This is a genomic window from Actinomyces sp. HMT897 (genome assembly GCF_016626125.1).
Taxonomy (GTDB): Bacteria; Actinomycetota; Actinomycetes; order Actinomycetales; family Actinomycetaceae; genus Actinomyces.
The window spans coordinates 2680990-2704555 of the sequence record NZ_CP067336.1 but is presented as its reverse complement, the minus strand read 5'-3'; the positions used below and the strand labels follow the sequence as shown (position 1 = coordinate 2704555).

The window sequence follows — 23566 nt, the reverse complement described above, 5'->3', positions numbered from 1 at the left end:
TCGAACCCGGCTCGAAGGTTGAGCGCGATCGCCGCTGCGCGCCACGTACAAACGGCTCCGGCGTCGCACCTCCTGGACGCTGAGCCCGGTTTTACGGGGCCCTCGCGATTCTGGGGCGCGGTGACGGAGCACGTCCTCGCTTAATGTTTAACCTGGTTTTACGAGGGCCCTCACTCCCACTCAATGGTGCCCGGGGGCTTGGAGGTGCAGTCCAGCACCACCCGGTTGACCTCGGGCACGGAGTTGGTAATGCGCGTGGAGATACGGGCCAGCACGTCGTAGGGCAGGCGCGTCCAGTCCGCCGTCATGGCGTCCTCGCTGCTCACCGGCCGCAGCACGACGGGGTGTCCGTAGGTGCGCCCGTCGCCCTGCACGCCCACGCTCCGCACCCCGGCCAGCAGCACCACCGGGCACTGCCAGATCTCGGCGTCGAGCCCGGCGGCCGTGAGCTCCTCACGCACAATGGCGTCGGCGGCCCGCAGCACGCGCAGGTTCTGCGCCGTCACCTCGCCAATGACCCGGATCCCCAGGCCGGGCCCGGGGAAGGGCTGGCGGGCCACGATCTTCTCGGGCACCCCCAGCTCACGGCCAATGGCACGCACCTCGTCCTTGAACAGGGTGCGCAGCGGCTCAATGAGCTCAAAGTCCAGGTCCTCGGGCAGGCCCCCCACATTGTGGTGGCTCTTAATGTTGGCGGCGCCCTCGCCTCCCCCGGACTCCACGACGTCGGGGTAGAGCGTGCCCTGGACCAGGAAGCGGATCCTCCCGCCGGCGGCCGAGGCCTCCTCAACGACCCGGCGCTGGGCGGCCTCGAAGGAGCGGATGAACTCCCGGCCAATGATCTTGCGCTTGGCCTCGGGATCGGTGACGCCCTCCAGGGCAGCCAGGAACCGCTCGGTCTCGTCCACGGTGATGACGCGGATGCCCATGCCCTCGGCGTAGTCGTGCTCCACCTGCTCACGCTCCCCGGCGCGCAGCAGGCCGTGGTCCACGAAGATGCAGGTGAGCTGGTCGCCGACGGCCCGGTGGACCAGGGCGGCGGCCACGGAGGAGTCCACCCCCCCGCTCAGGCCGCAGATGACGTGGTCCTGCCCCACCTGCTCGCGGATGCGGGCCACCTGGGTGTCGATAATGCTGTCCGGGGTCCAGGTGCCGGGGATGCCAGCGCCCCGGCGCAGGAAGTTGACCAGGGCGGCCTGGCCGTGCTCGGAGTGGAGGACCTCCGGGTGCCACTGGAGGCCGAAGAGACGACGGGAGCGGTCCTCGAAGGCGGCCACCGGGGTCTGGGAGGTCGAGGCGGTCACGGTGAAGCCAGCCGGGGCAGCCTGGACGGCGTCGCCGTGGCTCATCCACACGACCTGGTCGGCGGGGGTGGCGTCAAACAGGCAGCTCCCGGTCCGGACGGTGGCCGGGGTGTGCCCGTACTCGCGCGTCCCGGTGCGCCCCACGGTCCCGCCCAGGGCCTGCGCCATGGCCTGGAAGCCGTAGCAGATGCCCAGGACCGGCACCCCGGCGTCGAACAGGGCCGGGTCCACGCCGGGGGCGCCGTCGGCGTAGACCGACGAGGGACCGCCGGACAGGATAATGGCGGCGGGGTGCCTGGCCAGCATGTCCGCCACAGGCATGGTGTGGGGCACGATCTCGGAGTAGACGCGGGCCTCGCGCACGCGGCGGGCAATGAGCTGGGCGTACTGGGCGCCGAAGTCCACCACGAGGACGGGCCGGGGGGCCTGGCCGGTGGGGCTGTCAGGGGTGGTCGTCACATGGGCCAGGATAGCCGCCGTCGCCACCGTCGCGAGAACGGTACTTATTGGCCGCGAGAACGGTACTTGTTCGTCGCGAGAACGGGGGTTATGAGGCTGCCCGGCCGGCGGGCCCCAGCCCGGGTCTCCACTACACTTCCCCACGTCCTGGATCGATCTACCCCGGTCCCACGTGAAAGGCCCCCCATGAGCTCAACCACCCCGACGGCCTCCGACCCGGCCGACCTCACCGACACCCAGCTGCGCGAGGTCGCCGACCGTGTCCCCGCCTCCGGCAGGAGGGTCAAGGTCCTGGCCATTACCGCCGTCGCCACCCTGGGCTCCTTCCTCTTCGGCTACGACACCGGCGTCATCTCCGGGGCCCTGCCCTACATGTACATGCCCCACGGGGCGGCCGGGCTGGCCCTGACCTCCGCCCAGGAGGGGCGGATCGCCGGGTTCCTCCTGGTGGGGGCGGCCTTCGGGGCGCTCCTGGGGGCCCGTATGTCCGACCGCTGGGGGCGCCGGCACAACCTCCTGCTCCTGGCCGTCCTCTTCGTGGCGGGGGCCCTGGGGACCACCGCGGCGCCGAACCTGGCCGTCATGTACCTGGCACGCTTCGTCCTGGGGTTCGCGGTAGGCGGGGCCAGCGCCACCGTGCCCGTCTACCTCGCCGAGACCGCCCCCAAGCGCATCCGCGGCTCGATCATGGCGGTGGACCAGTTCATGATCGTCACCGGCCAGCTCGTGGCCTTCACCATGAACGCCGTCGTCTCCCGCCTCAGCGGCGGCCCCGAGCTCACCGTGACGGCCGACCCCTCAGGCCACCTGGCCCCGGGCACCTACTCCTTCGACACCGTCTCCGCCCTCCAGGCCTCCAAGGGGGGCAGCCTGAGCCCCGCGGACTACCACGCCTTCCTGGAGCAGCTCACCGTCTCGGGGGGCAACGGCTCGGCCTGGCGCTGGATGCTCGTCCTGTGCACGATCCCGGCGCTCGCCCTGTGGATCGGTATCCGCCGCATGCCGGAGACCTCCCGCTGGTACCTGTCCCACTCCCGCCTGGAGGAGGCCGTCGGCTCCCTCAAGCGTGTGCGCAACGAGGCCATGGACGGGCCCGTCGCCGAGGAGCTCGCCCAGATGGTGGCCTCCCACCGCGCCGCCCAGACCCAGGAGGGGCAGGCCCGGGGACTGCGCCACGTCCTGGCCACCCCCTGGCTGCGCAAACTCCTGGCGGTAGGAATCTTCCTGGCAATCGTCAACCAGACCACAGGCGTCAACACGGTCATGTACTACGCCCCCAAGGTCCTGGAGTACGCGGGAATGTCCGCCTCAGCCTCTATTACGGCGCAGATCGCCAACGGCGTGATGAGCGTCGTCGGCGCGTTCGCGGGGATCTGGATCATCCAGCGCTTCCGCCGTCGCCAGATCCTGATCGCCGACGTCCTGGGGGTGGGTGCCTGCCTGCTCACCATCGCAGCGATCTTCAGGTTCCAGATCGCCCCCGCCATGGCCTCCGCTACCACTCCCCCCGCCTGGGCCGCCTGGGCGATCCTGGCGCTCATGGGCGTGTTCATGCTCATTGTGCAGTCCTCCAATGGCACGGTGGTGTGGACCATGATGGGCGAGCTCTTCCCCACCAACGTGCGTGGCGCCATGAACGGCACCGCCATCTTCTGCATGTGGATCGCCAACGCGGCCCTGTCCTCAGCCTTCCCCTGGATGATGGAGAACCTCGGCGGCGCCGCGACCTACACGCTCCTGGGCGTCCTCAACCTGGTGATCGCGATGGTGCTCTACAGGATCATGCCCGAGACCAGCGGCAAGTCCCTGGAGGAGATCGAGGTGGAGATGCGCCGACGCTACGCCTGAGCGGGTCCGGCGCCCGGCCGGGTAGGCGGGCGTAGGCGGGCAGCGCCGTACCTGGGCGGGTCCGGCGCCCAGGCCGGGTCCGCGCCAGGCCCCTCGCGGCTGCCGGGCACTCGCGGCAACCGGCGACGAGGCGCGTGGGAGAATCGCCACATGCCACCGCCCCTGCACAGACTCACGGTCCCGCGAGAGCACCGCCCGCCCCGCATGATCGACGTCGCTCGTCGCGCTGGCGTCTCCCGCGCCCTGGTCTCCATCGTCCTCAACGGCAAGCCCGGGGCCTCCCCAACCACCCGCGAGCGCGTCCTGGCCGCGGCCGCCGAGCTCGGCTACACCCCCGACCTCAACGCCCGGCGCCTGCGGGCGGGCACGACCGCCCTCATTGGCGTCATCTTCGAGGGCCACGACGCCTTCACGGCCTGCGTGCTGGACGCCGCCCACGACGCGGCGGCCCGCCGGGGCCTGGACCTGGTGCTGACCATGTCATCGGCCACCGTGCCCCTGTCACGGGCGGTACACACCCTGACCCGCCAGCGCGTGCGCGGCATCCTGCTCATCTCCTCCGCCGCCCCTGACGCCGAGGCGGTGTCCCTGCTGGCCCAGGTTCCCTGCGCGGTGGTAGGGGCCTACGCGCCCACGGCCCTGGAGGGGCGGGTCTTCTCGGTCCACACCGACGACGCCTCCGCCATGCGCCAGGTCGTCCGCCACCTGGCGGGCCAGGGCTACCGTCACCTGGTGGTGACGCGGGTGGTCGGACGGCGCAGCGGGGATGTGCGGGCGGGGGCCGCCGCCGAGGAGGCCGCCGCCCTGGGCCTGGAGGTCACCGAGGTCAGTGTCGGGGGCTATGACGAGTCCGACGGCGTGCGGGCGGGGGCCGACGTGCTCCTGGCCCTGGGGCCGACGTCGGGGGGCCTGCGCCGGCCCACTGCCGTGGTCGGTGCCAACGACGCCCTGGCCCTGGGGATCCTGCACGTCCTGCGGGCCGCCGACCTGCGGGTCCCCCAGGACGTCGGTCTGACGGGCTTTGACGACGCCAAGGCCGGGCACTCCCCGGCGGGCGCGCTGGGCCTGACCACCGTCCACCAGGACGCCGTCGGTATTGTGCAGGCCGCCCTGGCCGCGTTGGAGAGCGGGGGCGTCCCCCACGAGCGGGTCCTGCCCGGACGCCTGGTCCTGCGCAGGACCACCGCGCCGACCGGGCCGCCCGCCCCCGTGACCGGGACCAATGCCACCAGGCCCACCGGGTCCACCGGGTCCACCGGGTCCACCGACCCCGCCCGCGTGACCGGAGCCAATGGCCCCGCACCTGCTGGTGCCGGTTCTGTCTCCACCCCGCCCGCGCGACCGCCCGCCGTCGCCCGCCTGAGCGACCCGGAGTGCACCCCGCTCCCGCCCCGCCCGCGTGTCCGGCACCCCACCCGACCGGACGGGCCAGGAGCGGACAGAGCACCAGGCAAAATATGAGCAACCTCACATAGGTTTACCATAGGGCCTGAGGCGTAGCGTCAGGGCCATGTGGATCCTTCTTGCCTGCGGGTCGGCTCTCTTCGCGGGACTGACCGCGGTCCTGGCCAAGATCGGGATCGAGGGGGTCAGCTCCCACCTGGCCACGGCCCTGCGCACGGTGGTCGTCGCCGTCCTGGCGTGGCTCGTGGTCGCGCTCCAGGGCACAGCCGGGAGCATGTCGTCCCTGTCCACCCGCACCTGGGTCTTCCTGGTCGCCTCCGGGCTGGCTACCGGCGCCGCCTGGCTGACCGGCTTCCGGGCGATCGCCCTGGGTGACGTCATCCGCGTGACCCCGGTGGACAAGTCCTCCACGATCCTGACCATACTGGGTGCCGCCCTGCTCCTGCACGAGCCGCTGGACGCCGCCAAGGGGGTCGGGATGGTGCTCATGGCCCTGGGCACCTGGCTCATGATCCAGCCAGCGGGCGGTCGGGCGGCGGACAGCGGGAACCCGCGCGGCGAGGAGGGCGTGACGGACGCAGGACGGGCGGGCGGTGAGCTGGCGGGGACGGGCTCCCCCGGCCCGGCGTCCCCGGGGCGGGCGGGCTCCGCAGACCGGGGCACAGTGGCCCAGGCTACCCACGCCGTCCCCAGCCAAGGAGCGGCTCCCGGGGCGCCAGGGGCGACCCCCAAGACGCCCGGGACGGCCTCCACAAAGCCAGGAACGGTTCCCGGGGCACCCGGGGCAGTCCCCGAGCCATTAGGGGCGACCCCCAAGACGCCAGGGGCAGCCCCCGAGACGTCCGGGACGGCTCCGGGGCGCTCCCGGGGCTGGTGGTCCCCGCTGGCCTGGCACGCCCACTGGCTGCCCTGGGCCGTGGCCTCCGCGGTGTTCTCGGCCCTGACCTCGATCCTGGCCAAGGTGGGGATCGAGGGCGTGGACCCCACCCTGGGCACGGCCATACGCACCCTGGTGGTCCTGGCCCTGGCCTGGGGCATTGTCCTGGCCACGGGCTCGACCCGCCAGATCCCGACGCTCACGTCCCGCTCCTGGGTCTTCCTGGCCGCCTCGGGCCTGGCCACCGGCGCGTCCTGGCTGTGCTTCTACCGGGCCCTCCAGGCCGGGCCGGCCAGTGTCGTCGTCCCCATCGACAAGCTCTCGGTGCTGGTCACGGCCGCCTTCTCAGCACTGTGGCTGCGCGAGCGGGCCGACCGGCGCACCGGGGCGGGCCTGGTACTGCTGACCGCCGGGACCCTGGTCCTCCTCCTGTGACCGGCCCGTGCCACCGGCGGACCGGCACCCGTGCGGGGCCGGTACGTCGCGGACCGCCCGTCCTCGGCGATCCGCACGGCGGACCGGCACCCGTGCGGGGCCAGTTGCACATTCATTCCGGGAGCGGACCCAGGCCGATGGCGTGATTCCAACGATTTGTCCTTCAGGGAAGAGGCCGGGAACAAGATGAATGTGCAACGGTGCCGCTGTTGCACATTCATCCTCGTCCCTGACACCTACGCCCCAGAAAGATCCGCGTGATCCCAACGTTTCTTGATCGCTGATTGTAAAAAGAATGTGCAACTACGAGGCGGGGCGCGCCACTGCCGGGCGCCCAGCCCGTCAGACCCGGCCGCTGACCACCTTGTGCCGGTTCCCACACGCCCGGACCCCATCTGATGGGGGCCTTTGGTCACACGCCCGGCTCGCAGGGGGCACAATCGTGCCCGGTGACCGTCCCCTCCGGGCACGCCCTGGTCGGACGCACCGGACCACTCGGGAAGCCCCCGTGCACAAGACAAGCGAGAAGGACGCAAAGTGGCGCGAAGCATCTACATCGCCTCCCCTGCCGCAGGGACCGGCAAGTCCACCGTGGCCCTGGGCCTGGTCTCCACCCTGACGAAGGTCGTCGCAAAGGTCGGTGTCTTCCGCCCCTTCGTGACCAGCCGTCAGGCCGACCCCTTCCTCGACCTCCTCCTGGCCCGCTCGGGCTCCGCCACGCCCACCAGCGCCGCCATCGGCACCACCTGGGACGAGTACCACGCCGACCCCGAGGAGTCCCTGGCCGCGATCGTGTCCGCCTACCGGGCGGTAGCCCGTGAGCACGACGTCGTCATTATCGACGGCTCGGACTTCACCGACGTCGCCGGCAACCCTGAGCTGGCGCTCAACGCGCGCGTGGCCGCCAACCTCGGCGTCCCGGTCCTCCTGGTGGTCTCCGGCGCCGCGGCCCCCGAGGAGGTCCGCTCCTCGGTGGAGGTCTCCATGGCCGAGATCGCCACCGAGCACGCCCGCACCGTGGCGGTGGTCGCCAACAAGTGCCTCCCGGCCACCCGCGACGCCGTCGCCCGCACCCTGGGCGGCCTGGACGACGTCGCCGTCACCACCCTGCCGGAGGTGCCGCTGCTGTCCGCCCCCTCGGTGCGTGAGGTCATGGACCACCTGGACGGCACCCTCATTGTGGGCGACCCCGCCCTGCTGGAGCGCGAAGCCGAGTCCGTGCTCGTGGCCGCCATGGACGTCTCCCACGTCCTGGAGCGCCTGGCCGAGAGCCAGCTGGTCATTGTCCCGGCGGACCGCTCCGCCGTCCTCATCTCCCTGGCGGCGGCCCAGGCCTCCACCGGCTTCCCCAGCCTGGCGGGCCTGGTCCTCAACGGCGGCTTCAGCGTGGCCCCCTACGCCCGCCGCCTCCTGGAGGGGCTCCACCAACCCCTGCCGGTCATCACCTCCCCCTACGACACCTTCGAGGCGGCGTCGGCGGCTGGCAAGCTCACCGGGGAGCTGGCCTACGGCTCGGAGCGCAAGCTGGACGTGGCCATTACGACCTTCGAGAAGGAGGCCGACGTGGACGCCCTCCTGGCCACCCTGGAGGTGGAGCCCAGCGAGGTGGTCACCCCCATTATGTTCCAGGCCGAGCTGGTGGAGCGCGCACGATCCGATCGTAGGACCATCGTCCTGCCTGAGCCCGACGACGACAGGATCCTGCGGGCCGCCGACGCCATCGTCCGCCGGGGTATCGCCGACATCGTCCTGCTGGGCGAGGAGACCGCGGTGCGCGCCCGCGCCGCCGAGCTGGGGCTGGACATCTCCGCCGCCCGCGTGGTGTCCACCTCCGACCCCGAGCTGGGTGAGAAGTACGCCGAGGAGTTCGCGCGCCTGCGGGCCAAGAAGGGTGTCACCCTGGAGCAGGCCCGCGAGAAGATCCAGGACGTGTCCTACTTCGGCACCATGATGGTGCACATGGGCGACGCCGACGGCATGGTCTCCGGGGCGGCCCACACCACCGCCCACACGATCGTGCCCTCCTTCCAGATCATTAAGACCAGGCCCGGCACCTCCATCGTCTCCTCGGTCTTCCTCATGCTCCTGGAGGACCGGGTCCTGGTCTACGGCGACTGCGCCGTCAACCCCGACCCCACGGCCGAGCAGCTCGCCGACATCGCCATCTCCAGCGCGGCCACCGCCCGCCAGTTCGGGGTCGAGCCCCGGGTGGCCATGCTGTCCTTCTCCACGGGCACCTCGGGCAAGGGCGCGGACGTGGACAAGGTGCGTGAGGCCACCGAGCTGGTGCGCGCCAAGGCCCCTGACCTGGCCGTGGAGGGCCCCATCCAGTACGACGCCGCCATCGACCCCACCGTGGCCGCCAAGAAGGCCCCCGGCTCGGCGGTGGCCGGGCGAGCCAACGTCTTTATCTTCCCGGACCTGTCGTCTGGCAACATCGGCTACAAGGCGGTGCAGCGCTCGTCCGGCGCGATCGCCATCGGCCCGGTCCTCCAGGGCCTGAACAAGCCGGTCAACGACCTCTCCCGCGGCGCCCTGGTGGAGGACATTATCAACACCGTCGCCATTACCGCCGTCCAGGCCCAGGGCTGAGGCCCCGGCCCCGGGGCACCCAGCTGGCCAGCGGGCACCCGCCGGTTCCCGCACCGCCACCCGCTGGCTCCCGGGCGCCCGGGACCGGGCTTTCTGTCCGGCTCGGCTCGGCGCCGCAGAAGTTGGCCCCGGGGCGTCCAGAACCGGGACACCACCAAGCAGCCCCGGGGCTCCCACCCGGGACGCCCGGGGCACCCGACTGGGACGTCGCGCCACCGCCCTCCCGGGCGCCCGGCCCGTCCCCTCGGCACGAACCCCGTGCTGGTCGCCCTCCGGGCGCCCGGCCCGCCCGGGGTCCGCTCCTCCAAGACACCGTTCAAGCCACGAAAGGCCCTTGCATGTCCACCCGGACCGTCCTCGTCATTAACTCCGGATCCTCCTCCATTAAGTACCAGCTCATTGACCCCGACTCCGGGGACTCCCTGGCCTCGGGGCTGGTGGAGCGTATTGGCGACGCCGTGGGCGCCATCATCCACAAGCACGACGGGGCCAGGACCGTCATTGACGAGCCCGTGCCCGACCACGGCTTCGGCCTGGCCGAGGTCCTGCGGCTGTTCGACCAGGAGGGCCCCAGCCTCAAGGAGGCCAACGTGGTGGCGGTGGGCCACCGGGTGGTCCAGGGCGGGAGCCACTTCTCGGGCCCGGCCCTCATTGACGACTCGGTGGTGGAGCTCATTGAGCAGCTGGTGCCCCTGGGGCCGCTGCACAACCCCGCCCACCTCAAGGGCATCGCGGTGGCCCGCAGGCTCATGCCCGACCTGCCGCAGGTGGCCGTCTTCGACACGGCCTTCTTCCAGGACCTGCCCGAGGAGGCGGCCCGCTACGGCCTCAACCGTGAGGTGGCGGACCGCTACTCCATCCGCCGCTACGGCGCGCACGGCACCTCCCACCAGTTCGTCTCCAAGGAGATCGCCCGGCGTCTGGGGCGTGACGACCTCAAGCAGATCGTGCTGCACCTGGGCAACGGAGCCTCGGTGTCCGCCGTCGTGGACGGTCACGCCGTGGAGACCTCCATGGGCCTGACCCCCCTGGAGGGCCTGGTCATGGGCGGGCGCACCGGGGACATCGACCCCGCGGCCGTGTTCCACCTGGTGCGCGTGGCCGGCATGTCCATTGACGAGATCGACCACCTGTTCAACCGGGAGTCCGGTATGAAGGGCCTGACCGGCCAGCAGGACATGCGCGAGGTGTGGAAGCTCATTGACGCCGGGGACCAGGACGCCCGCGACGCCATCGACGTCTACGTCCACCGCCTGGTCAAGTACGTGGGCGCCTACACCGCGGTCATGGGGGGCCTGGACGCGCTGACCTTCACCGCCGGAATCGGGGAGAACGACGCACGGGTGCGCGCCGAGCTGTGCCACCGCCTGGCCTACCTGGGGGTGCGGATCGACGAGGAGCGCAACGCCACCCGCGTGGAGGGGCCCAGCACCATCTCCACGCCCGAGTCCTCGATCGTGGTGACGGTCTACCCGACCAACGAGGAGCTGGAGATCGCCCGCCAGGCCATGACCCTCGTCTGAGCCACCGGGCTGTCACCCACGGGTGACAGGAGCGGCCGGGTCTGTCCCCCACGGGGGACAGACCGGGCCACGGGGGCGCGGGCGCCACCACCCGGGGGCTTGCATAGGGACATGGGCATCACACTGACCACCTCACCAGCTAACCGACAAGCCCCGCCGTCCAGGCCCGCCCCGTCCGCACCGCCGACCTGGATCCGGCCGACCGGTGCGGTCGGCGGCCCCGCAGCGGCCACCGGCCCCGCCTCGGCCCGGAGCCGCGGCGACTCCCCAGCACCCAGCGTCTTCCCAGCACCCGGCACCTCCCCCGCCCCGGTGGACGACCTGGTGGTGGCCACCGACGCGCTGACCAAGACCTACAACGGCGTCAACGCCGTGGACGCCGTGAGCCTGAGGGTCCCCGCCGGCGGGATCTACGGCTTCCTGGGGCCCAACGGCGCCGGCAAGTCCACCACCATGAAGCTGCTGCTGGGACTGACCCGGCCGACCTCGGGGACCATGAGCGTCCTAGGCCACCCGGTGGGCCCGCGCACCCCGCTGGCACCAGGGACCATCGGCTCCCTCATTGAGGGCCCCTCCTACTACCCCAGCCTGACGGGCAGGGAGAACCTGGCCATGGTCGCCTCCTACCTGTCCCTGCCCGCCTCACGGGTGGACCACGCCCTGGCCACGGTGGACCTGGCCGACCAGGGCTCCAAGCTCGTCAGGCAGTACTCCCTGGGCATGAAGCAGCGCCTGGGCCTGGCCATGGCGCTCCTGGCCGACCCCCCGCTCATGCTCCTTGACGAGCCGACCAACGGCCTGGACCCCGCCGGGGTGGCCGAGATCCGCCACCTCGTGATGGACCTGGCCCGCCAGGAGGGGGTGACCGTCATCGTCTCCTCCCACATCCTGTCCGAGATCGAGCAGATGGCGGACACGGTCGGCATTATCTGCGCCGGGCGCCTGTGCTACCAGGGCCCGCTGTCCGGGCTCCAGGAGGAGGGCGTCATCGACATCACCGTCTCCGACCCCGACGCCGTCCACGCCCTGCTGGCCTCCCAGGGCATCCGGCACCAGGTGGTCCACGGCGTCGTGCGCACCCCCATGCTGCCCGACGACGTCGTGGGCCACCTGATCACGTGCATCGTCACCGGCGGCACCACCGTCTACCGGATCCAGACCGTGCGCAGGACCCTGGAGCAGGCCTTCCTGGAGCTCACCGAGCCCACCCACGCGGCTCACGCCCGCACCGCCCCGGGTGTCGGAGGGAGGGCACGATGAGCACGCTGCTCCTGGAGGTGCGCAAGATCCGGCGCAAGCACTACTGGCTCATGGCCGCGGGCGCCAGCGTGCTCCTGGTCCTGTGGTCCTCGGGGCTGGCGGCCACCAGGGCCGGCAGGGGGCCCGACTCCGCCAAGGTCGCCGTCATGAACCTCCACGAGGCGTTCCAGCTCATTACCCTGTTCGGGCCCGTCGTGGTGGCCATCCTGGCCTCACGCCTGGTGACGGTGGACACCGAGGCGCGGATGGGGCAGATGATGACCGCCCTGGGGCAGCACGCCACCACCCGTTTCTGGGGCAAGCTGGTGGTGGTCGGCCTGACCGTGGTGCTGGCGGAGGGGGCCGTTATCGGGTTCGCCGTCGTGAACGCCTCGGTCATGGGCCTGTCGGTGACACCGTCCTACCACGCCTCCCTGGGACCGGTCGTCCTCCTCCTGCTGGGCTCGGCTATCGCCGTCTCGGCCACGCAGATCGCCCTGTCCACCTGCGTGAGCAGGCAGGCGGTGGGGGTGGTGGCCGCCTGCCTAGGCGGGCTGACCTGCTCCGCCCTGCCCTACCTGCGCCTGGGGTACCTGGGCTGGTTCACGCCCTGGGGGCTGGGCGCCGCGGCAGACCCTGTTGACACCCTGGCCTCCCAGACCACGTTCCCCCTGACTGGGGACATGGCCATGTCCCCCCACCCCTGGCTGACCGCCTCCCTGGCGCTACTCACCGCCGCTGCCTGGACCGCCGTCGCCTACCTCGCCGTCGCCCGCAAGGAGAACCGCCGATGAGCGCCGTCACCTCGACTACCGCGTACCCCACCGCCAGGAGCGCCGCAGGGCCCGCACCCCGCCCAGGCGGCCCCGCCGCGGCCCGAAGGCCCTCCGTACGTGCCGCCTGGTACTGGGAGAGGCGTAAGGCACCTAACAGGTGGTACTGGCCACTCACCGTTGTCCTGTGCTCACTGGGAGCGCTCATAGGCTACATGCAGTACCGCGACTACCAGGACGCGTTCGAGGCCCAGGAGGCGACCTGGGAGGTCGTGTGGGCCCAGTCCACGCTCATGCTGTCCATGCTGTTCCTGCCCCTGGCCGTGGCCGCCTTCACCGCCCAGGCGGCCTCCGGGGAGCACGCGGGGCGCAACTGGCAGCGGATGGCCGCCAACCGTCTGGAGGGCGTCATGGTGGTCGGCAAGCTGCTCCACGCCCTCCAGGCAGCCCTGTTCACCGCCCTCATCCTGGTCGGTGAGATCACGGCAACGGGCCTGCTCCTGGGTTTCGACGCCGCCGACCTGGCCCGCTACCTGCCCCGGGTCGTGCCGGTCACCCTGGCGGTGTGGGCTATCGAGGTCCTGGTCATGTGGCTGGGCGTGGTCCTGGAGTCCTTCGCCGCTATGATGACCACGGTGTTCCTCATCACCGTCACCGGCCTGGCGCTGAGCCTGGCCGCACCCGCCCTGGCCGCCATCGACCCGATGGGGCTGCTGACCCTGGCCTGCTCCAGCTACTCCCCTCGTGACATCGCCTCCCCGGGCTCCGTGCTCACCGCCAGCGTCGTCTGCCTGGCCTGGGTGGGGATCCTGGCCCTGGCCCTGCGCGCCGGCGTCAGGCGCAGGTCGTGACGGCTGACCCGCCGTCGGCCCACCGCACCTTCTTCGACCAGGTCAGTGCCGCCTGGCACACCTCCACTGACGGCCTGTGGATCGGAGCGGGTGCGGTGGGCCTCTACCAGCTGGTCATCTGGCTGCGGCTGTGGTTCCTCCAGCCCGCCCTACCAGGTGGTACCGGCCTGTGGGTGGCGGTCAACGTGCTCATTGTCCTCAGCCTGGTGGCACGACGTCGGTGGCCGCTGGCCGTGACGGCCCTGACCTCCGTCGCCATGGCGGTCACGGGTCCGCCGGGCCTGCAGGCCGGCATGTTCGCCCCGCTCCTGGTCTCGGTGTACGCCCTGGTCTCCCTGTCAGGCACGCTCCAGCGGGTGGTCGGGCTCGGGCTCGCCGTGCTCGGCGCCTGCGGGCCCGACCCCCTGGTTGACTCCGACCTGCCGCCCCAGACGAGGATCCTCTCCAAGTTCCTCATCCTGGTGGTGGTGGCCGCCGTGGCCCTGCTCCTGCGCGCCCGCCGACGGGCCCTGGAGCTGTCCGACGCCCGCCTGGCCGCCCAGGCCGCCGGGCACCGCCTGGCCGCCCAGCGCGACACCGCCCGCCGCCAGGCGCGCGTGGCCGGCGAGCTCCACGACTCGGTGGGGCACGCGCTCACCGCGATTATCGCCCTGTCGGAGGGGCTGCGCGACGCCAGCGACGACGCCATGGTCAACGAGGCCGTCGACATGATCAACTCACTGGCCCGTGAGGGCCTGGCAGACACCCGCAGTGCGGTCGCCTCCCTGGCACCGCCCCCGGGGTGCGACGGCGGTGGCGGAGCGCCCGACGGCGTCCCCCGCCAGCCCGCCCCCGGGGCAGGCCGGTGGGGGCGGGCTGGTGGAGGAGTACCCGGTGGCGGGGTGCCGCACAAAGCGGGGCCCGGCCTCGGCGGTGGGATGCCCGCCCCCACCGCCCGGGAGGAGGCACCCGGTGAGGAGGTCGCCGACCCGCGCGGGTGGGGGCGGATAGACACCCTGCTGACCACCGTGCGCGGCACCGGCCTGAGCGTCCTCCTGGCCGAGACCGGACGGCGTCCGGAGGACCCCGGGCTCGGCGGGCTCGTCTTCACGCTCTCACGCGAGGCCCTGACCAATGTCATGCGTCACGCCACCGGCGCCACCAGGGTGGTCCTGGCCCTGGACCACGGCCCGCAGGCCACCGTGCTCACCGTGTCCGACGACGGCTGCCCGGCCGGAGGCGCTCCGGGGGCGGACGTGCTAGATGGGAAGGGGACAGGGGACGAGGACGGTACGGCCTGTGCTCACCCGGCCGCACCCGGGGCGCAGGACGGTGCGAGGGCGGGCGAGGGCACCAGGTGGCTCACCCCGGCCCCCCAGGGACCGGGGGTGGGCCTCCCCCGCGAACCGGCGTCAGGCGTCGGGCAGGGTACAGGACCGGGAGCCCCTGCGGCGGCCACCGGCACCGGGCACGGCCTGGCGCACCTGCGCGCCCTCGTCGCCGAGCACGGGGGTACCCTGAGCGCCGGGCCCGTACCGGACGGCTGGAGGCTGCAGGCGGTCGTCCCCCGATGGGAGACGCGGTCGGTCCACGGGCACCTGCCTGGCCCACCGCAGCCGCTCGTCCCCCGCTGGAGGGCGCGGCCACCGGCACGCACCGGCCCCGCCCCGGTCAGCCACCAGGAGGACGTATGAGCGTCACCGTCATGGTCGTCGACGACCAGAAGGCCGCCCGGATGGGCCTGACGCTCATGATCAACCGGGCCGGGGACCTGCGTGTGGTCGCGCAGGCCGTCAACGGCCAGGACGCCGTCGACCAGCTGGAGGCCCGCGCCAGGGCCCGCCAGGCGCTGCCGGACGTGGTCCTCATGGACGTACGCATGCCGGTCCTCAACGGGGTCGACGCCACCGCGGTCATCACCCGCCGCCACCCCGTGGTCAGGACGCTGGTGCTGACCACCTACGACCAGGACGAGTTCGCCTTCGGGGCGCTGTCCGCCGGGGCGTCGGGTTTCCTGCTCAAGGACACCCGTACCGCCGATCTCCACCAGGCGCTGCGGGCGGTGGCCTCAGGGGACGCCGTCCTGACCCCACGGGTGACCCGCGAGCTGCTCAACCGGCACATGCTGCGGCCCCCGGCCACCCCGGCCCAGCGGGCGGCGCGCCAGCGCCTGAGGCACCTGAGCCAGCGTGAGCGCGAGGTGGCCGAGCTCGTGGCCCAGGGGCTGACGAACGCCGAGATCGCCCAGCAGCTGGTCATCGCGCCGGACTCGGTCAAGAAGAACGTCACCCGCATCCTGGCCCGGCTCGGCCTGCGCGACCGGGTCCAGCTCGTCATCCTCATGCGTGACGCCTGGTAAGCGCGCCCACCCCTCGCGAGAACGGTACTTATTCGCCGTGAGAACGGTACTTGTTTCTCGTGAGAACGGTACTTGTTCGTCGTGAGAACGGGCCCTGCTGACAGGTAGCCGCTGGCGGGCGGACCGGCCTGCCCGCGCCCGACCACCGGCGCGGGTCCAGTTCCACCGGTACACCCGCCCGCGCCCGGCCCCTTAGAACAGGGTGCCGCCCTTCTGGCGCAGACGGGCCCTACGGGCGGCAGTAGCACCGGGGACGACCTCGGCCACCCCAGCCTGCCCGGCGGCCCCGGCAGGACCAGCAGGACTGGCCGCCCCGACAGGACCGGCCACCCCAACGGGACCAGCCGCCCCAGCAGGACTGGCCGTCCCAATAGTCCCGGCTCCCGGGGCAGAGGGGGCGACGCCCTGGTCCCCTGTGCCCGATGGCCCCCGGGTCCACCCCGGCCCGGCGGGCACGGCCCTACCCTGCTGGTAGGCGGTGGCGGCCGCCCGGGCGCGGGAGTCGGCGGCCTCGTTCATGGGGTGGCCCACGTGCCCGCGCACCCACTCAAAGCGCACGGCCCGCCCGGTGAGGGCGGCGTCGAGCTCACGCATGAGGTCGTCGTTGAGGACGGGCCTGCCGTCGGCCTTGCGCCAGCCGCGCCTCTTCCAGCCGTGGCGCCACTTGGTCAGGGAGTTAATGACGTACTGGGAGTCGCACTGGATGAGGAGCTCCTCCCCCTGGCCGGAACGCGCCGTGGCCCGCAGCAGCTCCAGGACGGCGGTGAGCTCACCGCGGTTGTTCGTGGACTCCGGCCAGCCCCCGGCGGCCCAGCAGGAGTCGTCCACGTACCAGGCCCATCCGGCGGGCCCGGGGTTGCCCAGGGCGGATCCGTCCGCCGCAGCAGTGATCGTCATACCCCGCACCCTACTGGCTCCCGGTGCGCCGAGGCTGCACGCCCTTGCTGCCGGCCCAGGAATGGTTGAGGGTACTGGCTCCCGGTGTGCTGAGGCCGCGCCCTCGCCCCGGGCGGCTCCACCCACGTGGCGCCACTGGCTCCCAGCGCGCCGAGGCTGTGGGCCGGGCTCCGGGACCGCGCGCCGGGCTCCGGGACCGCGCCACACCCCGGTCCGTTATCGCTAATGATCCCCACGATCCCGTCTCCCGCCGTTATCCTGGTGTACAACAGCCCCTGGTGCGATCCCCTACCAAGGCGGACCTCCCCCACCGTGCCTGGTGGTCATCCCGAAAGAAGGTCCCATGTTCTCTCCGCACTTTTGCACCACCGCTATAGTGACGACCGTTTTCCAGATTGTCAGCGCGTACTTCCTGGCCTTGGTGAAGGTCATGGTTGGTTCGTGGGCGGCTTTCGTTATCCCGGAGCCGGTACGAGCAGGCTTCATCGCGGCAGCCGGGCTGATCATGCTGCGCAACCGGAACGGGCTCCCCGACCGCCACCTGGCGCTCATCCACGTGACGATCTGCTGCCTGGTGGCGTCGGTCTCCGAGATACTCCTGCTCCTCCTGGTCCTGGACGTTCCCGTCCTGCTCATCGTGTGCTACCCCGCGATGGTGCTCGGCCCGGGAGTGGCCGCCGCCTACCTGGTCAAGCCCCGGGGCAAGAAGGAGCGCAGGTAAGGACCGTCCCCGGCGCGGGGCCCTGGTCCCCGCCGGGTGGGCCCGGCACCGGTAGACAGGGCTCAACCGGTGGGCCCGGCACCGGTGGGCAGGGCTCAGCGGAGGCGGAACTCCACGGTGACGCCCTCGCCCAGGTCGATCCGGTCGCCGTCGGACAGGGCCATGGTGAGCATGGGCGGCACCTCGTCCCGGGTGCCGTCGGGGTGACGCAGGATGGTGCCGTTGGCCGAGCCGAGGTCCATGAGCGACCAGATACCGGGTGCCGTGGTCATGACGGCGCAGTGGGACCGTGAGATCTCCACGGCGGGGCTCGGGACGCGGAGCACGGTCGCCTGGGGGCGGCCGGTGAGCGCCCGCGCGTCGGGGTCGCGCCCGATGACGACGTCGCGGACGACCTCGATGGGGGCGGACCCGGCGTAGATGAGGAACCCGGTGGGCATGGCCGGCAGGTTCGGGGTGTGGCGCATGACGGTGGCGCCGTTGTCCCCCTGCGTCTCGTGCAGCTGGGCGAGCATGGCGGGGGTCATGGTGGCCTCGTAGCGCTCGGGGTTCTCCGCGGAGGTACCGGCCTGCTCGGAGAAGGCGAAGGAGCCCGGGGCCGCCGTCCTGTCCGAGGCAGCTGGTGAGAACGGCGTCGCGGAGGGGACCGCCCGGGTCGGTACCGGGTCCGGACGGGAGGCGGCCGCCTGCTCCTCCGCGCTGGGGGCCCACAGGTGGCGTCCACGGCGACGTCGCCGGGGGGCGGGCTCAGGGGCGCCGGACCCTGCCGCCTGGTCGGGGGCGGTGGGCGACGCCGGGGCCTGCGTGGGGACCGGCTCGGGGGCCTCGGGAGCGGGGGCCAGCTCGGGTGCCGCGGACCGCTGCGCGGCCGGGTCCCCCGCTCCGGCCTGCCCCGGCGTGAGCGCATGCCCCGGCACCGGGGTGCCCAGCGGCGGGGTGCCCGACGCGGGGGTGCCCGCTCCGGTACCTGGTCCGGGCTCCGGCACCTGTTGGGGGGCGGGAGCGGGGTCCGAGGGTGTGGAGTGCCTGGAGGCGGCGCGCCGGGAGGCCGCCCGCCCGCGCCGGGAGGCTGAGAAACGGCCCAGTCCGGCGGCCCGGTCGGCCGAGAGCCGTTCCAGCATGGAGACCCGTTCCGGTATCGCGACCTGCGCGACCACCGGCGAGGGCGCGGCCGGGGGTGAGGAGGGTGCTGGCTGGTCCGGCACCGATGAGGAGGGCGCCGGGGGTGGCGCTGGGGAGGGGGCGGACGACGTCGGTGGGGGCGCCGCCCGGTCGGCCTCCAGCGCCGCGCCCAGGTCGGTTATGACCGTGGTCTGGGGCAGGGGGGTCGCCGAGGCCAGCAGCGTGGAGTCCATGACCATGGTGGCGGGGCCCGGGGCCGCCGGGGAGGAGCCGGCCACCTGCGCGGGCGAGGGCGGTGGGGGCGCCATGGTCGCCGCGGCCCCCGCGGGGGCGCCGAGGACCGGGAGCGAGGACGCGGAGCCCGGTGAGCCCGCCAGGGGCTGGGCGTCCTCCACCGGCACGGGCGGGGTGGAGGTCAGGGGTGGCGTGGAGGTCAGGGGCGGCACGGGCGCCCCCTGACCCGGCGCGTCGGCCGCGGCCGGGGACGCGCCCGGGGGGGCGGCTAGCACGTCCAGCGGCGCCGGGGTGTGGTCGGCGCCCCAGGCCTGGACCATCTCGTGCAGGGGCCGGCCGACCCGCACCTGCCCGGCCAGGACGGCGTCGTCGTCCAGGAGGCGCCAGGCACCGTCCTGGGTGTCCCCGAGGGTGACGTCGAGGTACTCCCACTCCCCGGGGTCGATGGGCTTGCCCCACACGGGGGGCGACCACTCCTCAGGCTCGGCGTGCCCCAGGCGCCCGGCCTTGATGCGGGCCGACCCGATGAGGCTGACAATGACCTGGGGGCCAGCGAGGTCCAGGATAAAGGCGTCGGCGCGGGCGGAGGCTATGTCCCTAGCCCACACCCCTACCTGGACCCGGCCGGTCATGGCCTCCTCGGCGGAGCCGGTCCAGGCCAGCGGGACCAGGGCCGCCCCGCAGGGGCCGGTGACCAGGACGGCACCTTTACCTCGGTAGGAGTACCTGCCTAGCTGGAGCATCAGTGCCCCCTCTCTTCCTGTGGCCTGCGGGCCGTCTTCATGGGTGCGGGGCGGATGGAAAGGAGCCGACGCGCGTGGGCGGCCCGTGGTACGTCCTCGTCCCCGCTGGCGGCGGTCACCTGGATGACCACTGCCGTGGCGTTGTCCCGGGTGCCGTGGGTGATCGCGAGGTCCACCAGGGTGTTGGCGGCTGTCTGCGGGTCGGGGGCCTTCATGACGGCCTGCCCCAGCTGGCGAGGGGTGAGGACGGCGTGAACACCGTCGGAGCATAGGACGATCTGGTCCTGCTCGCACAACGGCACCCTGCCGTAGTCGGCCTCGGGCAGGCCCCGCATCCCCGCACCCAGGGCACGGGTGACCACGTTGGTGGGTGGCAGGGGGCTGGCCAGGACACCGTGGTCCCGGATCTCCTGGCGGGCGGAGTGGTCGCGGGTGAGCTGGCGGACCTGGCCGCCGGCCACCAGGTAGGTACGGGAGTCCCCGATATTGAAGACGATCCAGTGGGGGTTGTCCGCACCCTCCAGGGGAAGCACGCCGGTGAGGGTGGTGCCGGGGGCGGTCCAGGGGGCCTCGGGCGTGGCCAGGGCGGCGACGGCGACGGCGGCAGCGGCGATAGCACGGTCCAGGTCTACCAGGTCAGGGCGACGACCTGGTAGGACGTCGGGCCGCAGGCCGGCGGCCAGGGTGCGCAGGGCGGTGGAGGAGGCCAGGGCGCCGTCGGTGTGCCCTCCCATGCCGTCGGCGACGGCGTGGAGCGGGGGCTCAGCCAGCCAGCAGTCCTCGTTTTGGGGGCGTACGGGGCCGGTGTCCGTGGCGGCGCCCCAGCGCGTACGGAGTATTGGGCCGAGTCGTGACAGGTCCATGGCCCCTCCTAGGTGCGGGCGGTCAGTGTGGCGCGGCAGCCAGGAACGAGTCTGCCATGGTCTGTTGGACCGGACCTGCGGGAGAGTAGGAAGAAGGTCCCAGGACCACGCTCCGCGGCGGCAGGTACGACATCCTCTTGCACGAAGGTGGTGGCATTAGTAACATCGAAGTTGTCCCCGTCACCCCATCCCTACCTGGAGGCCTGAGACCGATGGCTGACCTTGAGATCATTGAAGGAGACCTGGAGAAGCTGTCCACGTCCATATACGCCGTGTACGCCGACGTGACGGACGCCCACGGCGTCTTTGCCGCCGTAGGCAACGCGGAGTCGTCCATGCCGGGCTCGTCCAGCGCCAGCAGCAAGATCAGCAGCGCGGTCACCACGTTGGACGACCAGCGCCGCGACCTCAAGAGGCGGTACAAGGACTTCAGCACGGACGTCAAGACCGCTGCGGACGCCCACTGGGCCAGCGAGGAGCAGGCCAAGACAAGCCTGGAGTCCGCGGGCCTGCTGGATGGCGAGCGCCCCCAGACGGATGCCGAGCGCCAGGCGGCCGCCTTCCTCGCCATAAGAGCCCGCCTGGAATGAGCAGGGCGTAATTGACGTACACGGTAGACGCTCAGATCTCATGACGATAGGAACAAATTATGGTGACGTGGAGTGATATTCAGAGATGGAATCCGTCTGCGTTGACGAGTGCGGGGTCGTCTCTGCGTAGTCTGCGTACGACTCTGCTGACTACCTGTCAGGACGCTGAGGCGGCGGAGCGGGCGGTGCTGTCCCGGGGGCTGACGGTGACCCAGGCCCGGGAGGTGCTGCGGGGGCTGACCAAGAAGCACACGCGGCTGGTCAACGAGGTCAGTGAGCTCATGATGGCCACGGTCGAGGCCGCTGACGGGGTGGGTGACGTGCAGACCCTGGTGCTGGAGTGCACCCAGTACGCCCAGACCCATCCTGAGCTGACCCTGAATGCCGACGGCAGCGTGGACTATCCCAAGAGGGACGTGACCATGGGGGACCTGACCGACTCCCGCGGTCCGTCGGGGGACGCCTGTCATGCCGCGCTGACCGAGAGGGACGCCAACGAGCTGAAGAGCCTCGTGACCAAGGCGCTGGCGCGGGCGGTGGAGGTGGACGAGGCCTACGGGAAGCGCCTGGACGCCCTGACCAACGGGACCTACACGTGCGTAGAGACCAGCACCACCCACAGCCCGGGCCTGCCCAACCAGCCCCAGGCGGGGTGGTCGCCCACCCAGGTCGCGTTCTGGTGGGCGTCCCTGACCCAGGCAGAGAAGCAGGCCATAATCACCGAGCACCCCGAGTGGATCGGCAACCTCGACGGCATCGACATGGCCTCACGCAGCCAGGCCAACCTCAACCGGCTCTCGGTAGAGCTCGCCGCGGCCCAAGCAGAGTACGACAAATTCGTTAAAGATCGCGACGAGTTGCTGAGGAAAAATATTGATCAGAAATATCCGGAAGAGGAGCAGATGGAGAAGGCCAAGAACAAGCTCGATGACCTCCAGAAGATCCAAGATAATCTCACTGCCCATCCCGATCGCTCGCTGCTGGTCCTGGACATCTCAGGACCTAAGCGGGTGCGCGCGGCTGTTGCTATTGGTGACGTGGACACCGCGGATCATGTAGCCACCTTCGTGCCCGGCATGGGAACCAACCCCGCAGACAAGCTGGATGAGTACACGGGTAATGTTCAGCGTCTCAAAAAACGCATGGAAGTTTATGGCAAGAATGACACCTCCGCGACTATTGCCTGGCTTGGTTATGACGCCCCGCCCGGGTTCCTTGAGCCCGGTTGGGGAGATGTCGCTGAGGTCGACCTGGCGAGGGACGGTGCTGAGAGGCTGAGTTCCTTTGTTGAGGGTATTAACGCCTCGCGGGCGGTGTCGGGGGCCAGTGAGCCCCATCAGACGGTGTTGGGGCACTCCTACGGGTCAACCACGGCGGGCTTCGCCGCCGACCACGTGCGGGCCGGGGTGATCGATGACCTGGTCCTGTTCGGGTCACCGGGTGCAGGAGTGCACGATGTGCGTGAGTACAACCTGCCTCCGGGGCACGTCTACGCCTCGGCGGTGGACAGTCACGACATTGTCCAGGGGATGGGGACGGACGAGGACTTCGGTGTTGACCCGATGGATCTTGACGGTGTCACCCATATCTCGGGTGACGTGCCGGAGCCGGATGGTTGCGGCTGGATGTTCAGCCCCACCGGGCGTCACGGCACGTACATGAACGAGGGATCTGAGGCTCTTGAGGACATGGCCAGGGTCGCGGTGGGGGTGTACCGGTGAGGCGGGTCCGTGACTGCCTGTCGGCCCTGGCAATAGTGGTGGCCCTGGTTGCTACTGTCTCGTGCGCGAGGTCAGATGACGAGCGGCGCCTGTGGTGGGACGGGTCTGCCCCGTTCAAGGAGCGTCAGAGTATCCAGGAGTACCAGGAGGTGGTGGAGGCCAGGCTGGGTGAGTTCGTGGCAGAACTCGCCCCCAGCAGCGGAGGTACGTCACTTATTAGTCCCTCGGAACTGAGCCCATGCAAAGGTGGAGGTTATGAGTTGTACACCGCTTCTATTACTTTTGAGCTTCCGGTGGAGTACTCGCGGGCCAGGGAGCTGGCCGGACGCCTGTTCCCCACCATAGGCCTGGACACCATTACCGGCGACGACGAGGACAGCGCCTTCTTCCACGACAAGATCAACGGCGGGGATATCGACCTTATAATAAGCATGGACGGTAGCGTAACCATTAGCGGGGTCTCGGGTTGCCGTCCCAGTCGGGATGGGACCGACCCGCGCACTACTCGCACCCCACCGGAGTGGGAGGCCAGCCTCCCCCTCTACCAACGCCCTTCACACACACCCACGCCACAACCCAGGCCAGCACCGCCATCCGCACCTATCACATCATCGAGTCCAGGCTGACCAACGGCTTAGTCCCCGCACCTGGATTTCCACTCAGAACGAGGCCAGCACCTATGAACCACACACCCACCATCACCCCGGCATCGGTTCGTATCCTGCCTACGATGCCCCCTGCTCTTGAGGACATGGCCAGGGTCGCGGCGGGGGTGTACCAGTGAGGCGGGTCCGTGGCTGCCTGGCGGCCCTGGTAATAGTGGTGGCCTTGGTTGCTACTGTCTCGTGCGCGAGGTCGGGTAACGATGACGAGCGGCACCTGTGGTGGGACGGGTCTGCCCCGTTCAAGGAGCGTCAGAGTATCCAAGCCTACCAGGAGGTGGTGGAGACCAGAATGGGCGAGTACGTGACCATCGTAAAGGCCAACAGCGGCCCGGCCGTGGTCAGAGTCCCCTCCATTATCGTGTCTTGT

At 71.2% G+C, this 23566-nt stretch carries 15 protein-coding genes and 2 pseudogenes; 13 read left to right on the top strand and 4 right to left on the bottom strand.

Features of this window, described 5'->3' with window-relative positions; translation table 11 throughout:
• Nucleotides 1–170 precede the first annotated feature (170 nt).
• The gene (gene guaA / locus JJJ15_RS10415; RefSeq protein ID WP_200510687.1) at nucleotides 171–1763 is read right to left on the bottom strand and encodes a glutamine-hydrolyzing GMP synthase; all 1593 of its coding nucleotides are present in this window, start codon (nucleotides 1761–1763) and stop codon (nucleotides 171–173) included.
• Between the two features lie 186 nt (nucleotides 1764–1949).
• On the opposite strand from guaA, the gene JJJ15_RS10410 reads away from it, so the two are divergent.
• The 10 genes from JJJ15_RS10410 to JJJ15_RS10360 all read left to right on the top strand — a co-directional run bounded on the left by JJJ15_RS10410 (nucleotide 1950) and on the right by JJJ15_RS10360 (nucleotide 15643).
• Complete coding sequence (locus JJJ15_RS10410) at nucleotides 1950–3611, top strand: MFS transporter (RefSeq protein WP_200510686.1); 1662 nt, start codon at nucleotides 1950–1952, stop codon at nucleotides 3609–3611.
• A gap of 150 nt (nucleotides 3612–3761) precedes the next feature.
• Nucleotides 3762–5072 carry a LacI family DNA-binding transcriptional regulator gene (locus tag JJJ15_RS10405; RefSeq protein WP_200510685.1) on the top strand — a complete coding sequence of 437 codons (1311 nt, stop codon included), beginning with the start codon at nucleotides 3762–3764 and terminating at the stop codon, nucleotides 5070–5072.
• A gap of 49 nt (nucleotides 5073–5121) precedes the next feature.
• Entirely contained in the window at nucleotides 5122–6327 is a 1206-nt protein-coding gene (locus JJJ15_RS13270) for an EamA family transporter (protein ID WP_246742029.1), read from the top strand.
• Between the two features lie 537 nt (nucleotides 6328–6864).
• A complete protein-coding gene (pta, locus tag JJJ15_RS10390; RefSeq protein ID WP_106108591.1) occupies nucleotides 6865–8919 on the top strand; it encodes a phosphate acetyltransferase in 2055 nt (684 codons plus the stop codon).
• A gap of 338 nt (nucleotides 8920–9257) precedes the next feature.
• Nucleotides 9258–10442 carry an acetate kinase gene (locus JJJ15_RS10385; RefSeq protein WP_200510684.1) on the top strand — a complete coding sequence of 395 codons (1185 nt, stop codon included), beginning with the start codon at nucleotides 9258–9260 and terminating at the stop codon, nucleotides 10440–10442.
• Between the two features lie 324 nt (nucleotides 10443–10766).
• On the top strand, nucleotides 10767–11702 hold the full coding sequence (locus JJJ15_RS10380; protein ID WP_200512041.1) for an ABC transporter ATP-binding protein: 936 nt from the start codon (nucleotides 10767–10769) through the stop codon (nucleotides 11700–11702).
• The gene (locus JJJ15_RS10375) at nucleotides 11699–12475 is read left to right on the top strand and encodes an ABC transporter permease (protein ID WP_200510683.1); all 777 of its coding nucleotides are present in this window, start codon (nucleotides 11699–11701) and stop codon (nucleotides 12473–12475) included. The genes JJJ15_RS10380 and JJJ15_RS10375 overlap by 4 nt, the downstream gene beginning before the upstream one ends.
• Nucleotides 12476–12669: 194 nt before the next feature.
• Nucleotides 12670–13305 (top strand): ABC transporter permease, encoded by a 636-nt coding sequence (locus JJJ15_RS10370; protein ID WP_174714732.1) that lies wholly within the window; start codon nucleotides 12670–12672, stop codon nucleotides 13303–13305.
• Complete coding sequence (locus JJJ15_RS10365; protein WP_200510682.1) at nucleotides 13302–14978, top strand: histidine kinase; 1677 nt, start codon at nucleotides 13302–13304, stop codon at nucleotides 14976–14978. Before JJJ15_RS10370 ends, JJJ15_RS10365 begins: the two co-directional genes overlap by 4 nt.
• Nucleotides 14975–15643 (top strand): response regulator transcription factor, encoded by a 669-nt coding sequence (locus tag JJJ15_RS10360; RefSeq protein WP_246742028.1) that lies wholly within the window; start codon nucleotides 14975–14977, stop codon nucleotides 15641–15643. Before JJJ15_RS10365 ends, JJJ15_RS10360 begins: the two co-directional genes overlap by 4 nt.
• Nucleotides 15644–16081: 438 nt before the next feature.
• Here the strand turns inward: JJJ15_RS10360 and JJJ15_RS10355 are convergent.
• Nucleotides 16082–16540: pseudogene (locus JJJ15_RS10355) on the bottom strand (ribonuclease H); the annotation flags it as partial.
• Nucleotides 16541–16916: 376 nt separating this feature from the next.
• Between JJJ15_RS10355 and JJJ15_RS10350 the strand changes: the two are divergent.
• Nucleotides 16917–17261 carry a hypothetical protein gene (locus JJJ15_RS10350; RefSeq protein ID WP_200510680.1) on the top strand — a complete coding sequence of 115 codons (345 nt, stop codon included), beginning with the start codon at nucleotides 16917–16919 and terminating at the stop codon, nucleotides 17259–17261.
• 95 nt (nucleotides 17262–17356) lie between these two features.
• On the opposite strand, the pseudogene JJJ15_RS10345 reads toward JJJ15_RS10350, so the two are convergent.
• Together JJJ15_RS10345 and JJJ15_RS10340 are read right to left on the bottom strand one after the other, a co-directional pair.
• Nucleotides 17357–17737: pseudogene (locus JJJ15_RS10345) on the bottom strand (FHA domain-containing protein); the annotation flags it as partial.
• A 1622-nt stretch (nucleotides 17738–19359) separates the two neighbouring features.
• On the bottom strand, nucleotides 19360–20223 hold the full coding sequence (locus tag JJJ15_RS10340; RefSeq protein WP_106108584.1) for a protein phosphatase 2C domain-containing protein: 864 nt from the start codon (nucleotides 20221–20223) through the stop codon (nucleotides 19360–19362).
• Between the two features lie 212 nt (nucleotides 20224–20435).
• Between JJJ15_RS10340 and JJJ15_RS10335 the strand changes: the two genes are divergently transcribed.
• Both JJJ15_RS10335 and JJJ15_RS10330 read left to right on the top strand, forming a co-directional pair.
• The gene (locus JJJ15_RS10335; protein WP_200510679.1) at nucleotides 20436–20813 is read left to right on the top strand and encodes a hypothetical protein; all 378 of its coding nucleotides are present in this window, start codon (nucleotides 20436–20438) and stop codon (nucleotides 20811–20813) included.
• Between the two features lie 185 nt (nucleotides 20814–20998).
• Nucleotides 20999–22534, top strand: coding sequence for an alpha/beta hydrolase (locus JJJ15_RS10330; protein ID WP_200510678.1), 1536 nt, complete (start codon nucleotides 20999–21001; stop codon nucleotides 22532–22534).
• Nucleotides 22535–23566 lie beyond the last annotated feature (1032 nt).